Annotated in this window: 15 protein-coding genes; 13 read left to right on the plus strand and 2 right to left on the minus strand. The window is 59.1% G+C overall.

Translation table 11 applies throughout. From position 1 onward, the window contains the following. Positions 1-22 precede the first annotated feature (22 nt). Positions 23-976, minus strand: coding sequence for an alpha/beta hydrolase (locus ACM6IV_RS02975; protein WP_414868659.1), 954 nt, complete (start codon positions 974-976; stop codon positions 23-25). 130 nt (positions 977-1,106) lie between these two features. On the opposite strand from ACM6IV_RS02975, the gene aroC reads away from it, so the two are divergent. The 5 genes from aroC to mtnC all read left to right on the plus strand — a co-directional run bounded on the left by aroC (position 1,107) and on the right by mtnC (position 5,329). Continuing rightward, entirely contained in the window at positions 1,107-2,198 is a 1,092-nt protein-coding gene (gene aroC / locus ACM6IV_RS02980; RefSeq protein ID WP_414868660.1) for a chorismate synthase, read from the plus strand. Positions 2,199-2,232: 34 nt separating this feature from the next. After that, positions 2,233-3,378: an MFS transporter gene (locus ACM6IV_RS02985; RefSeq protein WP_414868661.1), complete on the plus strand. Its 1,146-nt coding sequence runs from the start codon at positions 2,233-2,235 to the stop codon at positions 3,376-3,378. After that, on the plus strand, positions 3,375-4,001 hold the full coding sequence (locus tag ACM6IV_RS02990) for a methylthioribulose 1-phosphate dehydratase (RefSeq protein WP_414868662.1): 627 nt from the start codon (positions 3,375-3,377) through the stop codon (positions 3,999-4,001). Before ACM6IV_RS02985 ends, ACM6IV_RS02990 begins: the two co-directional genes overlap by 4 nt. A 94-nt stretch (positions 4,002-4,095) precedes the next feature. Continuing rightward, a complete protein-coding gene (locus ACM6IV_RS02995) occupies positions 4,096-4,641 on the plus strand; it encodes a 1,2-dihydroxy-3-keto-5-methylthiopentene dioxygenase (RefSeq protein ID WP_414868663.1) in 546 nt (181 codons plus the stop codon). A 4-nt stretch (positions 4,642-4,645) separates the two neighbouring features. Next, positions 4,646-5,329, plus strand: coding sequence for an acireductone synthase (gene mtnC / locus ACM6IV_RS03000; protein WP_414868664.1), 684 nt, complete (start codon positions 4,646-4,648; stop codon positions 5,327-5,329). 183 nt (positions 5,330-5,512) lie between these two features. On the opposite strand, the gene ACM6IV_RS03005 is transcribed toward mtnC, so the two are convergent. Next, the gene (locus tag ACM6IV_RS03005) at positions 5,513-5,791 is read right to left on the minus strand and encodes a DUF3509 domain-containing protein (RefSeq protein WP_008080936.1); all 279 of its coding nucleotides are present in this window, start codon (positions 5,789-5,791) and stop codon (positions 5,513-5,515) included. Between the two features lie 390 nt (positions 5,792-6,181). Here ACM6IV_RS03005 and ACM6IV_RS03010 point away from each other — a divergent pair, with 390 nt between their 5' ends. The 8 genes from ACM6IV_RS03010 (at position 6,182) to ACM6IV_RS03045 (ending at position 13,644) form a co-directional block, all read left to right on the plus strand. Further along, on the plus strand, positions 6,182-8,020 hold the full coding sequence (locus tag ACM6IV_RS03010; protein ID WP_414868665.1) for a long-chain-acyl-CoA synthetase: 1,839 nt from the start codon (positions 6,182-6,184) through the stop codon (positions 8,018-8,020). 96 nt (positions 8,021-8,116) lie between these two features. Further along, complete coding sequence (locus ACM6IV_RS03015; RefSeq protein ID WP_414868666.1) at positions 8,117-8,635, plus strand: ankyrin repeat domain-containing protein; 519 nt, start codon at positions 8,117-8,119, stop codon at positions 8,633-8,635. Between the two features lie 168 nt (positions 8,636-8,803). After that, positions 8,804-9,334 carry a hypothetical protein gene (locus ACM6IV_RS03020; protein ID WP_414868667.1) on the plus strand — a complete coding sequence of 177 codons (531 nt, stop codon included), beginning with the start codon at positions 8,804-8,806 and terminating at the stop codon, positions 9,332-9,334. A 77-nt stretch (positions 9,335-9,411) separates the two neighbouring features. Next, on the plus strand, positions 9,412-9,603 hold the full coding sequence (locus tag ACM6IV_RS03025; RefSeq protein WP_007914053.1) for a PLDc N-terminal domain-containing protein: 192 nt from the start codon (positions 9,412-9,414) through the stop codon (positions 9,601-9,603). Positions 9,604-9,843: 240 nt separating this feature from the next. Further along, positions 9,844-10,719 (plus strand): polyamine aminopropyltransferase, encoded by an 876-nt coding sequence (gene speE, locus ACM6IV_RS03030; RefSeq protein ID WP_414868668.1) that lies wholly within the window; start codon positions 9,844-9,846, stop codon positions 10,717-10,719. Positions 10,720-10,957: 238 nt separating this feature from the next. Beyond that, positions 10,958-11,191: a hypothetical protein gene (locus tag ACM6IV_RS03035; RefSeq protein ID WP_414868669.1), complete on the plus strand. Its 234-nt coding sequence runs from the start codon at positions 10,958-10,960 to the stop codon at positions 11,189-11,191. 208 nt (positions 11,192-11,399) lie between these two features. After that, positions 11,400-11,747 (plus strand): ribonuclease E inhibitor RraB, encoded by a 348-nt coding sequence (locus tag ACM6IV_RS03040; protein WP_007914059.1) that lies wholly within the window; start codon positions 11,400-11,402, stop codon positions 11,745-11,747. A gap of 487 nt (positions 11,748-12,234) precedes the next feature. Then, positions 12,235-13,644 (plus strand): circularly permuted type 2 ATP-grasp protein, encoded by a 1,410-nt coding sequence (locus tag ACM6IV_RS03045; RefSeq protein ID WP_126361677.1) that lies wholly within the window; start codon positions 12,235-12,237, stop codon positions 13,642-13,644. Positions 13,645-13,651: the final 7 nt, after the last annotated feature.

Consider the following 13,651-nt stretch of genomic DNA (forward strand, 5'->3'; position numbering starts at 1 on the left):
AGGACTGGAGGGTAAAACGCGGTTAACTGGAGCGAAGTCCGTCAATAAACTCGATGATCTTTGCGCCAAGTTCTGCGGCCAGCGGCAAATTGGGATCCTTGTACGAAGCCAATTGCCGCTTCATATCGTTGTGGACGATGCGCATGACGTGGTTCATGCCGTCGATCACCGCCAGTTCGGCGTCGGGTTTGGCGGCTTTCAGCGCCTGCGCATCGCCAACGCCGACCTGCATGTCGTTACTGCCCTGGACAATCAGCGCCGGCATTTTCAATTGCGCGAAGGCCTTGGCGGGATCCTGGCGGAACAGTGAAATCAGATACGGCTGCACGCTCGGGCGGAAAATTACCTGCAACGGTTGCGGCACATTGTCGTCGGTGTGGCCAGCCTTGAGGCTGTCGAGCAATTCGTTACTGCGCAGCATCAGCGGCGGCGGCAGGCTGCGGGCCAGTTGCTCGCGGATCACCTGATCGACCGGGCGGGCGCTGCCGGACAGGGAAATCACCGCTGCGGCATCCACTTTCGGTGCGGCCAGGCTGGCAATCAGCGCGCCTTCACTGTGACCCAGCAGGATCAATTTGCCAAAACGCGGGTCGGCCTTGAGCTTCTGCCCCCACGCCACCGCGTCCGCCGCATAGGCCTCGACCGACAAATTGCGCTCATCGGGCGTCGCAGCAAGGCTCGCCGCCACACCGCGCTTGTCGTAACGCACGCTGGCAATGTTGTGTTTGGCCAGCACCCACGCCAAGCGCTTGAGGCTGTCGTTGCGCCCGCCGTCGGGGTTGTTTCCGTCACGATCCGTAGGACCGGAGCCAGAAATGATCAGGACAACCGGCACCGGACTGTCGGACTTTGGCAGCAGCAGCGAACCGAAAAGCTCGCCAGTGCCGGTATCCAATGTTACCGGGCGTTGTAGGACCGTCGCTTGGGCAAAGCCCGTAAACAGGGTAAGACTCAAGATCAAAACTCGCAGCATCATCACGCCATCATTCACCAAGGTGCCGGTTGGACTCGCCAGCACCACTAAGGTTCGAGGATGAACTACTCGGTTAGCCTGCGTATACTGGCGCGCATCACGAATTCGGGTTTGATTTCACGGAGCGTCCTGCATGTCCGGCAATACCTACGGCAAGTTGTTCACTGTCACCACCGCTGGCGAGAGCCATGGTCCGGCGTTGGTCGCCATTGTCGACGGCTGCCCGCCAGGCCTGGAGATCTCCCTCGAAGACCTGCAGCGTGACCTTGATCGCCGCAAGCCAGGCACCAGCCGTCATACCACTCAACGTCAGGAAGCCGATGAGGTCGAAATCCTTTCCGGCGTGTTCGAAGGGCGCACCACCGGTTGCTCGATCGGCCTGCTGATCCGCAACACCGACCAGAAGTCCAAGGATTACTCGGCGATCAAGGATCTGTTCCGTCCGGCCCACGCCGATTACACCTACCACCACAAATACGGTGAGCGCGACTACCGTGGCGGTGGCCGCAGCTCGGCGCGTGAAACCGCGATGCGCGTGGCGGCCGGTGCGATTGCCAAAAAGTATCTGGCTACTCAAGGCATTGTCATTCGCGGCTATATGAGCCAGCTGGGTCCGATCGAAATCCCGTTCAAGACCTGGGATTCGGTGGAAGAGAACGCTTTCTTCAGCCCGAACCCGGACAAAGTGCCGGAGCTCGAAGCCTATATGGACCAGTTGCGCCGCGATCAGGACTCGGTCGGGGCGAAGATCACTGTCGTTGCCGAAGGGGTGATGCCGGGCCTGGGCGAGCCGATTTTCGACCGCCTCGACGCCGAACTGGCCCATGCGCTGATGAGCATCAACGCGGTCAAAGGCGTGGAAATCGGCGCCGGTTTCGCCTCGGTTGCCCAGCGCGGCACCGAACACCGCGATGAAATGACCCCGGAAGGTTTCCTCAGCAACAATGCGGGCGGCATCCTCGGCGGTATCTCCTCCGGTCAGCCGATTGTTGCGCATCTTGCGTTGAAGCCAACCTCAAGCATCACCACCCCGGGCCGTTCGATCGACATCCACGGCAACCCGGTCGACGTGATTACCAAGGGCCGTCACGATCCATGCGTCGGCATCCGCGCCACGCCGATTGCCGAAGCGATGATGGCCATCGTGCTGATGGATCACCTGCTGCGTCACCGTGGCCAGAACGCCGATGTGCGCGTGAGCACGCCGGTGCTGGGGCAGCTTTGATGGCGGGCTCTGAAGCCGTCGCGGCATAACCGGCGTGGCGGCGCTCCCTTACTGGCGGCTGTCCAGTTTCTATCTGTTCTATTTCGCCTTGCTTGGGTCGACGGCGCCGTTTCTGGCGCTGTACTTCGACCACCTCGGGTTCAGTCCGGCGCGGATCGGTGAACTGGTCGCGATCCCGATGCTGATGCGCTGCGTGGCGCCGAACATCTGGGGCTGGCTCGGCGATTACACCGGCAAACGCCTGGCCATTGTGCGTTTCGGCGCGGTGTGCACACTGCTGACTTTCTCGTTGATTTTCGTCAGCAAGACCTACGCCTGGCTGGCAATGGTCATGGCGCTGCATGCGTTCTTCTGGCATGCGGTGTTGCCGCAATTCGAGGTCATCACCCTGGCGCATTTGCAGGGCCAGACCTCGCGTTACAGCCAGATCCGCCTGTGGGGGTCGATCGGTTTCATCATCACCGTGGTCTTGTTGGGCCGCCTGTTCGAATGGCTCAGCCTCGACATCTACCCGGCGGCGCTGGTACTGATCATGGCCGGCATCGTCATCAGCAGTTTGTGGGTGCCGAACGCACAGCCACCACAAGGTGATCGGCCGACAGGTGAGGGTTTCGTCAAGCAACTGCGCAATCCCGGCGTGCTGGCGTTTTACGGCTGCGTCGCGCTGATGCAAGTGAGCCACGGCCCGTATTACACCTTTCTGACTTTGCACCTTGAACGACTCGGTTACAGTCGCGGCACGATCGGCATGCTCTGGGCCGTGGGCGTGGTGGCCGAAGTGTTGATGTTCTTGTTGATGAGCCGGATTCTCGCGCGGTTTTCCCTGCGCCGGGTGCTGATGGCGAGTTTTCTGCTGGCGGCGCTGCGCTGGTTGCTGCTAGGTTCGTTCGCCGAGTTTCTTTGGGTGCTGTTGTTCGCGCAGGTGTTGCACGCGGCGACCTTCGGCAGTTTTCACGCCGCTGCCATCGCGTTCGTGCAACGTAGCTTCGGCGCCCGTCAGCAAGGGCAGGGCCAGGCGTTGTACGCGGCACTGGCCGGCACCGGCGGCGCACTCGGCGCGTTGTATTCCGGTTACAGCTGGAATGCCCTCGGCGCGACATTGACCTTTAGTATTGCCAGTCTCGCGGCGCTCGCGGCTGCCGTTATCATTGCCACACGTATGCAAGAGGACAGGCCATGAGCCTTACCCGTGAACAACTCGCCCAGCAAATCGTCGACGCCGGGCGTTTTCTTTATGGCCGCGGCTGGTCGCCGGCCACCAGCAGCAACTATTCGACGCGGCTGTCGCCCAGCGAAGCGCTGTTAACTGTGTCCGGCAAGCACAAGGGCCAGTTGGGTCTGGACGATGTACTCGCCACCGATCTTTGCGGCAACAGTCTGGAACCCGGCAAAACGCCCTCTGCCGAAACCCTGCTGCATACTCAGCTTTACCGCTGGCGGCCAGAAATCGGCGCGGTGTTGCACACCCATTCGGTGAATGCCACGGTGCTGTCGCGCTTGACCCCGCAAGACTTTATCGAGTTCGAAGACTACGAACTGCAAAAAGCCTTCAGCGGCATCTCGACCCATGAATCGCGGGTGCGTATACCGATTTTCGACAACGATCAGGACATTGCGCGCCTCGCCACCAAGGTGCAGCCTTGGCTCGACGCCCATCCCGATTGCGTCGGTTATCTGATTCGCGGCCACGGCCTCTACACCTGGGGCGCGCAGATGAGCGATGCGCTGCGGCAGATCGAGGCCTTTGAATTTCTGTTTGAATGCGAGTTGAAAACCCGCAGCGTCATGAACCGCCAAGGCTGACTTCACCGCAAGCAGCCCATTTGCCTGATGAAATGCTGTGCCCGACCGGTCTGCAAGAACCGGACGGCAAGGCCGATACCGAGGAGTTGCCCCAATGAGCAGCCTGTCCGTCTACCACGTTTCAAGCCCTGACATTCCGAACAAGGTGCTGACCCATTTCGAAGACATCGCCGCGACCCTGGCCGAGCAAGGCGTGCGCTTCGACCGCTGGCAAGCGGCTGCGAAAATCCAGCCCGGTGCCGCCCAGGAAGAAGTGATCAGCGCTTATAAAGAGCAGATCGACAAACTGATGACCGAACGCGGTTACATCACTGTCGACGTGATCAGCCTGAACAGCGACCACCCGCAAAAAGCCGAACTGCGCGCCAAGTTCCTTGAAGAACACCGTCATGGCGAAGACGAAGTCAGATTTTTCGTCGCTGGCCGTGGCCTGTTTACTCTGCACATCGACGATTACGTCTACGCCGTCCTCTGCGAGAAGAATGACTTGATCTCCGTGCCGGCCGGTACCAAGCACTGGTTCGACATGGGCGAGCATCCGCACTTTGTGGCCATCCGTTTGTTCAATAACCCTGAAGGCTGGGTTGCCAACTTCACCGGCGAAGACATCGCCGGCCGTTTCCCGCGTCTGGAGGACTGATTCGATGTCGATCAAAGCCATTGTCACTGACATCGAAGGCACCACCAGCGCGGTGAGTTTCGTCTTCGACGTGCTGTTTCCGTACGCGGCGAAGCATTTGCCGGATTTCGTGCGGCAGAATGCCGAACGTGCCGATGTGGCCGAGCAACTTGACGCCGTACGCCGTGACAGTAATGCGCCGCAAGCCGATGTTGAGCGGGTTGTCGAGATTCTCTTGAGCTGGATCGAGGAAGATCGCAAGGCCACGCCGCTTAAAGCTTTGCAGGGCATGGTCTGGGCCCAGGGTTATCACGCCGGGCAGTTGAAAGGGCATGTTTACCCGGATGCCGTTGAAGCGCTAAAACGCTGGCACGCTGCCGGTTATCAACTGTTTGTGTACTCGTCGGGATCGATCCAGGCGCAAAAGCTGATTTTCGGCTGTTCGGAGGCGGGGGACTTGACGCCGCTGTTCAGCGGTTACTTCGACACCACGTCGGGGCCCAAGCGTGAGGCGCAGTCTTATACCAACATCCAGCAAGCCATCGGCGTTGAAGCAGGGGAAATCCTGTTCCTCTCGGACATCGTCGAAGAACTCGACGCCGCGCAATCGGCCGGCCTGCAGACCTGCGGCCTGGCCCGCGAAGGCGGGGAGTTGGGGAGCCACATCACGGTCGACAGCTTTATCGGCATCGAACCGGAAGCTTTCTGACCCACACTCGATCCAATGTGGGAGCGGGCTTGCTCGCGAAAGCGGTGGGTAAGGTTGAAATTGTTGATCTGACACTCCTCCTTCGCGAGCAAGTCCGCTCCCACAATGGGTTTGCATCAGGCACAAAAAACAGGCCGTGAGCGAAAGCTCCACGGCCTGTTTTGTTTAAAGCGCTTTAAAAATTTACAGCGAGTGATACGTCGGCAGGGCAAAACGCTGCTGGCTCTGCAGCATGGCAATTTGCGGCAACTCACTGGCTTGTTCAGCCAGGTCGCGGCGAATTGCACTGATCGCCCACGACAGTTGGTCACCGGCGTGCAGTTGCTGGTAGGTCAGTGCGCGTTTAAACACTTTGCCATCGCTGCTGCGCAGAGTCAGCAGGATCCCGCCATCGGGACGTGGCGCGGTGGTGACGTCGAAGTTGGAGAACAGGGAGGTAAATTTTTCTTGGATCAGGCTCATGTCTTTCAGCTCCGTATGCACATGAATGGCAAGCATGCAGAGGAGGTTGCAGCGATTGTGCCAGCATTTGAAAATAAAAATATCGTTATAAATCAATTGGTTAAAAACACTGAAAATTCAGGTGGTCGTGCAAACTGCATGAATGGCCATCGTGCATCCTGCATTTTGCGGGATCGGTGTCGAATCTACGGAACCAATCGCTAACCCGATGATCACCTACGCCGCCGGTCGATCAGCGGATACAAAACATTGCAAAAACCGCGTGTACAGCCCGAGAAGCGCTGACGTATTTTCGACCTCGACCCGCGCTGGAAAGCACCGGTCACTTCAAGCCAAAGCCCGAAAAATAAAAACATCGACCTGCACGCCAAGGTCGAACGGGGAGCTTCCATGAGTCACGCGCCAAGCGACACGATTACCTGGGGCATGATGCTCCGCAAACTGCCGATGATTGCCAAAGCCATCCCACGCGTGGTCAAGGGCATGAAGGCGGCCAACGTCACGGATCCGACCCAAAACTGTGGCCTTGGCTGGACGTTCGAACAAGCAACCCTGCGCAACCCCAACGGGCCGGCGCTATTGCACGGCGATGTGGCGCTGACCTATGCGCAGGTCAATCAGTGGGCCAACCGCATCGCTCACTATCTCAACGGGCAGGGCATCGGCAAGGGCGACGTGGTTGCGGTGTTCATCGAAAACCGCCCGGAATTACTGGTAACCATCCTGGCGCTGGCCAAGGTCGGCGCGGTCAGCGCGCTGCTCAACACTTCACAGACGCGTGACACATTGATCCACAGCGTGAATCTGGTAGCGCCGGTGGCGATTGTGGTTGGCGAAGAATTGCTTGCGGTTTATGCGGCGATTCGTGATCAAGTGGCGATCAACGCACCGCGTACCTGGTTTGTTGCAGATCAGGACACCTATAGTCATCCGGGCATTGCGCCCGACGGGTACGTCAATCTGATCAGCGCGAGTGCCGACGCCTCCAGCGAAAATCCGCCGAGCAGCCGGCAAGTCTTTTTCGACGACCCGTGTTTCTACATCTATACCTCCGGCACCACCGGTCTACCCAAGGCCGGGGTGTTCAAGCACGGTCGCTGGATGCGCAGCTCCGCCAGTTTCGGCATGATCGCCCTCAATATGGGGCCCGACGACGTCGTCTATTGCACCTTGCCGCTGTACCACGCTACCGGTCTCTGCGTTTGCTGGGGATCGGCGGTCAACGGCGCCGCGGGTTTCGCGATCCGTCGCAAGTTCAGCGCCAGTCAGTTCTGGAACGATGTGCGCCGCTATCGCGCGACCACCATTGGTTACGTCGGTGAACTGTGCCGTTACCTGGTCGATCAGCCGGCCTGCGCCGATGACAGTCGCCACGACGTGCGCAAAATGATCGGCAATGGCTTGCGCCCCGGCGCCTGGGCCGAGTTCAAGACACGTTTCGCCGTCGAGCACATCTGTGAGCTGTACGCGGCGAGTGACGGCAACATCGGTTTCAGCAACATGCTCAACTTCGACAACACCATCGGTTTTTCCCTGATGGCCTGGGAGTTGGTGGCCTACGACCATGACAGTGGCGAACCGATCCGCGGCACCGATGGTTTTATGCGCAAGGTCGGCAAAGGTGAGCAGGGCTTGCTGCTGGCGCGAATCGATGAGAAGGCACCGCTGGACGGCTACACCGATCCGCAGAAAACCGCCAAAGTCGTCCTGCACGACGTGTTTAGCAAGGGCGATCGCTTTTTCAACACGGGCGACCTGCTGCGCAACATCGGCTTCGGCCACGCCCAATTTGTCGATCGCCTCGGCGACACCTATCGCTGGAAAGGCGAAAACGTCTCGACCACTGAAGTCGAAAACCTATTGCTGCAGCACCCGCACATTTCCGAGGCGGTGGCCTATGGCGTGGAGATCCGCAACACCAATGGTCGTGCCGGCATGGCGGCAATCACGCCGGCGGAATCCCTCGCCACCCTGGATTTCGCCGAGTTGCTAACCTTCGTTCGGGAGCGCATGCCAGCCTACGCTGTGCCATTGTTTCTCCGGGTCAAAGTGAAAATGGAAACCACCGGCACTTTCAAATATCAGAAAATCCGGCTGAAAAGTGAAGGCTTTGACCCCGGCCAGACCGGCGACGACCCGATTTATGCGTGGCTGCCCGGCACGCAGACTTATGTTCGAGTCACCGATCAGATTTTGGCGGACATTCATCAGGGCAAGCTTCGTTATTGAATCTGGCTATGAGCCAACTTGAGAAAAAGGGGGTGACAGCCAGCGTCCCGCTCGGGAAACTGTCGGCTTTCCGATTGACCGAAAGTGGAGTTGCCCATGTCCGACCAAAGCCGCCAGATGACCCCTGAAGAAGCTGCGGAATTCACCGAGCAGGTTTTCAACAAGGCGCGCGACGGTGATGCCGAGATGCTTGATCGCCTGGTTACGGCCGGTTTGCCGGTCAACCTGAAGAACAGCAAGGGCGACACATTGTTGATGTTGGCCAGTTATTACGGTCACGTGGATGCGGTGCAGGTGTTGCTTAAACACAAGGCCGACCCGGAAATGCGCAATGGCAACGGCCAGAGTCCGATTGCCGGTGCGGCATTCAAGGGCGATCTGGCAGTGGTCAAGGCGCTGGTTGAAGCGGGCGCCGAGATCGAAGGGTCGTCGTTTGATGGCCGCACCGCGTTGATGATGGCGGCGATGTTTAACCGCGTTGAAATCGTTGATTACCTGATCAGCAAAGGTGCCAATCCGCAAGCCAAGGATGCCAATGGCGTCACGGCGCTGGACGCGGCGCGCACCATGGGCGCGGTTGATACCACTGCGCAGCTGGAAAAACTGCTGGCCTGACGGGCCGCGAAAGATCGCAGCCTGCGGCAGCTCCTGCATTGATTGCGTTGGCCGTCCATACCGTGGATGAACCGTGAACGTGCAGGAGTTGCCGCAGGCTGCGATCTTTTGCGTTGTACGCTATCCTCCGCGCCCTCGAAATTCACCTTCGCCACAGGACTCGCCCTCATGAAAGCCGCACTCGTCGAACTCATCAGCAAAATCAGCTCCGGCTGCATGGGCGAGGACGAAATCCTGAAAGTGGCCGACGAAGCGGCGCAAGCCTACGCCGATGCCGATGCTTTTCTGGCAGCCAACCCGGACATCAACTACGACGACACTTTCCCGATTCCGCTGGGCGAGTGGGTCGTCGTGGGCAGTCTGCCGGAAACCGTGCTGTTCCAGGCCGACACCTACGTCGACCTGTTCGCGCAGATTGTTGCCTCGTTCGGCCCGGGCGTGGATTTCAACCTCAAGTCCAAGCAACTGGCGAAGACCGAAGCGCTGACCGCCCTTAACCGCATTCAGGTGCAGATGAGCAGCCTGAACAAGGAAAACGGCGGTTACACTCTGATGAACTTCAGCCAGTTGCTCGACGACGAAATGCAAGTGGTGCTGGTCTACGGCAACGACGTGCCACGGGTGCTGGAGCTGTGCGCTGAAGTCGGCATCGCCGCTGCGCCAGCGCTCGAAGCGTTGAAGATCGCCGTGCACGTCTGAACGCAATCGCAATAAAAAGGAACCCTGCGCGCGACCGTCTATCCTAAAAGTGCATGCCACTATTCTGGAGCGACACCATGGGTTCCACGTTCAACGGTCTGATCGGCCTGATCATCCTCGCCCTCGACATCTGGGCCATCATCAACGTATTGAAAAGCGGCGCGACCACCGGGATGAAAATCGTCTGGGTGCTGCTGATCATCCTCCTGCCAGTGCTGGGCTTGATCATCTGGGCGATTGCCGGACCGCGGGGCAACGTGCGGATCTGACGCTGATCGCGGGAACACCGCAATATCCTGTAGGAGTGAGCCTGCTCGCGATAGCTATCCTCCAGTCAATGAGTCAGTGACTGAAAAACGGCTATCGCGAGCAGGCTCACTCCTACAAGGGATTGCGGTTGGCCGATGAAGTGAGGTTCGACCTGTCATCTTCGGCAACGTAGAATGCGCGCCTTTCCCGGGCAATCATCCCCACGATTGGCGCCCGCGCATTCATCGGAGCACTTGACCATGACCGTCACCAAAACCAGCGAGTACCTGGAAACCCTCTACGAAGGCTATGGCCAGCGTTTTCGCATGGAAAAACTGCTGCACGAAGTGCGCACCGAACACCAGCACCTGGTGATCTTCCAGAACCCGCGCATGGGCCGGGTGATGGCGCTGGACGGCGTGATCCAGACCACCGAAGCCGACGAATTCATCTACCACGAAATGCTCACCCACGTGCCGATCCTCGCCCACGGCAGCGCCAAGCGCGTGCTGATCATCGGCGGCGGTGACGGCGGTATGCTGCGCGAAGTGACCAAGCACGCCGGTGTCGAGCACATCACCATGGTCGAGATCGACGGCACCGTGGTCGACATGTGCAAGGAATTCCTGCCGAACCACTCCAGCGGCGCCTACGACGATCCGCGTCTGAACCTGGTGATCGACGACGGCATGCGTTTCGTCGCCACCACCACGGAAAAATTCGACGTGATCATCTCCGACTCCACCGACCCGATCGGCCCGGGCGAGGTGTTGTTCTCGGAGAACTTCTACCAGGCCTGCCACCGCTGCCTGAACGAGGGCGGCATCCTCGTGACCCAGAACGGCACGCCGTTCATGCAGATCGACGAAGTGAAAACCACCGCCGGGCGTCTGAACAGCCTGTTCCCGGACTGGCACTTCTACCAGGCTGCCGTCCCGACCTACATCGGTGGTTCGATGACTTTCGCCTGGGGCTCGACCAACCCGGCCTACCGCAAGCTCAGCCGTAAAACCCTGCAACAGCGCTTCATCGGCAGCGGCATCGTCACCCGCTACTACAACCCGGAAATTCACCTCGGCGCGTTTGCCTTGCCGCAATACGTACTGCAAGCGATCAACAAGCCAGGCAACGACTAAAAGAACACTGCGAAACCCCTGTGGGAGCGGGCTTGCTCGCGAAAGCGGACTGTCAGCCAACAAATTTGTTGGATGACAAATCGCATTCGCGAGCAAGCCCGCTCCCACATTTTTTTTGCCCACACGGTCGATGTCGTTTTTTTCATCTTTGCCCGTTGTAATCCTTTTGAACCAACTTTCGGCGTACACAGTCGAGATAGGTGTAAGCCCATTTGCGGGTTTGATCGAGGAGGCACCGATGCAAAAGTGGAAAGTCACTTTCGTGGATGATCATGGTGAAATCGTTGATGAGATCTTCGAACGTGAGGAATGCCCGTCCGATGATGAAGCCGCACGGTTGATCAAGGAGCGGCTTCTTCCGGTCGCCGCAAAGTTGGATCTGAACGATCTTGAAGGGCGCACCGCCGATGCCGGGGTGAAAAATCTCAAGACACAGAACGGCATCGAAATCCGCAGCATCACACCCGTCTGAATACTTCCTGTCATCTCGTAAACCAGGCCTTGGCAGCAGCTCTATCTTGGGGCTACTCTGCAAGCGAGATCAGCGAATGGATCGCTAAGGTCTGGTCTTGTCAGCTACATGCTTGTTCCCGCGTGCAACCACGTTGCCGTCGTACTTTGGCCACAGGCCCGGGGCGGGAATACGGAAAGTCTATCCATCTATGCGAGGGGGACGATTCATGAGCACAGCCTATCAAGAAGACATCAGCAGCAATGTTCTGCGCCGCATGAAAGAAGGCGGTTTCGATTTTTCCCGATTCCATCCCATCGAGTTCTACGCCATTTTCCCGGACGAGGAGCGGGCGCGCAGGGCGGCAGGCAAATTTCGCGGTGAATCCATCAATGCCCAGGTCAGCGTGCGTGATGACGGTGCGTGGGCGCTGGAATTAAGCAAAGTGATGTACGCGACCTATGACGATATCGGCGACTTCGAGCAGGGCTTTTCGGCAGTGGTCGAGCCCTTGGGCGGCATTATCGAGGGCTGGGGCGTGAAGCAGGAGGTGCGCAATCGTCACCGTTTGAACTGACCTCTGGTTTCATTTGTTGAACAGCGGCTGACCTTCGGGTTGGCCGTTGTCATTTCCGGCGTCAGCAAAACGCCGTGGCAAAACCCTGAAACAAGAAACCGAGGCAAAAAAAAGCCACCGGAGAGGGTGGCTAAAAGGGAAGACCGATAAGGAGAGGAAACCGGTCAGGGTTACAGCGGGGCGGGCTGCGATGGCAGTCCAGATCAGTTGAGCCGGTGACTTCAAGGCCTTGCGGCCGGTGAAGTTTTGCAGCGAATGCGCGGATTATCCGCAGGCCGCGCCGGGCAGTGAAATCAACTCTGGCTATGCTGGTGATAGGCGACGCCGTGCGTCGCAATGAAGCGGGGGCAATCCGGTTGGCGCATTTGCCGCACAGGAATGGTGCGGTGCCTGCGGCGTGAATATCCAACTGGTTGAAATCAAAGCGTTTATGCCGATGGCACGGGCCTTGCGAAGGCCTGTATGTCCGGGTGACAAGGAGTACGGCATGATCCGCACCTATTTTGATGAGATGTACGATGCCGGCGGCCAGGTTCGCCCGCATTATCGGGAGTTCGCCCGATGGCTGGCCGACACGCCAGACGAGCTGCTGGCCCAGCGGCGACGCGAGGCCGATCTGCTGTTCCATCGCGCCGGCATTACTTTCACGCTCTATGGGGACGAGCAGGGCACCGAGCGCCTGATTCCTTTCGACACCATCCCGCGCAGCATTCCCGCCAGTGAATGGCGGATCGTCGAGCGCGGCTGCATCCAGCGGGTCAAGGCGTTGAACATGTTCCTCGCCGACCTCTATCACGAGCAGCGCATCATCAAGGCCGGGATCATTCCCGCCGAGCAGGTGCTGGCCAACGAGCAATATCAGTTGGCGATGCAAGGTCTGGATCTGCACCGCGATATCTATTCGCACATCTCCGGCGTCGATCTGGTGCGCGACGGCGACGGCACCTATTACGTGCTCGAAGACAACCTGCGTACGCCGAGTGGCGTCAGCTACATGCTCGAAGACCGCAAGATGATGATGCGCCTGTTCCCGGAGCTGTTCGCCGCCCAGCGCATTGCGCCAATCGACCACTACCCGAACCTGTTGCTCGACACCCTGAAAAGCTCCAGTCCGATTGATAACCCGAGCGTGGTAGTGCTGACGCCCGGACGCTTCAACAGTGCCTTCTTCGAACATGCGTTCCTGGCGCGGGAAATGGGCGTGGAACTGGTCGAGGGCGCGGACCTGTTCGTGCGTGACGACAAGGTCTTCATGCGCACCACCGACGGCCCGAAAGCGGTAGACGTGATCTACCGCCGCCTCGACGACGCGTTCCTCGATCCGCTGGCGTTCAACCCCGATTCGATGCTCGGTGTGCCGGGGCTGCTGTCGTCCTATCGCTCCGGCAATGTGGTGCTGGCCAACGCCATCGGCACGGGCGTGGCAGACGATAAATCGGTGTATCCGTTTGTCACCGACATGATCCGCTTCTACCTCGACGAAGAGCCGATCCTGAAAAACGTACCGACCTGGCAATGCCGCAACCCGTCTGAACTTTCCCATGTGCTGGCCAATCTCCCGGATCTGGTGGTCAAGGAAACCCAAGGCTCCGGCGGTTACGGAATGCTCGTGGGGCCGGCGTCGACGACGGCGGAAATCGATGCCTTCCGCGAGCGCATCAAGGCCAAACCCCACGCATACATCGCGCAACCGACGCTGTCGCTGTCGACCTGTCCGACCTTTGTCGAAAACGGCATTGCGCCGCGCCATATCGACTTGCGCCCGTTTGTCTTGTCCGGTCGCGAAACCCGCGTAGTACCCGGCGGTTTGACCCGCGTTGCGTTGCGCGAAGGCTCCCTGGTGGTGAATTCCTCCCAGGGCGGCGGAACCAAGGACACCTGGGTGGTCGAGGATTGAAGGAAGC

This window comes from Pseudomonas sp. IT-347P (assembly GCF_949768005.1).
GTDB lineage: Bacteria > Pseudomonadota > Gammaproteobacteria > Pseudomonadales > Pseudomonadaceae > Aquipseudomonas.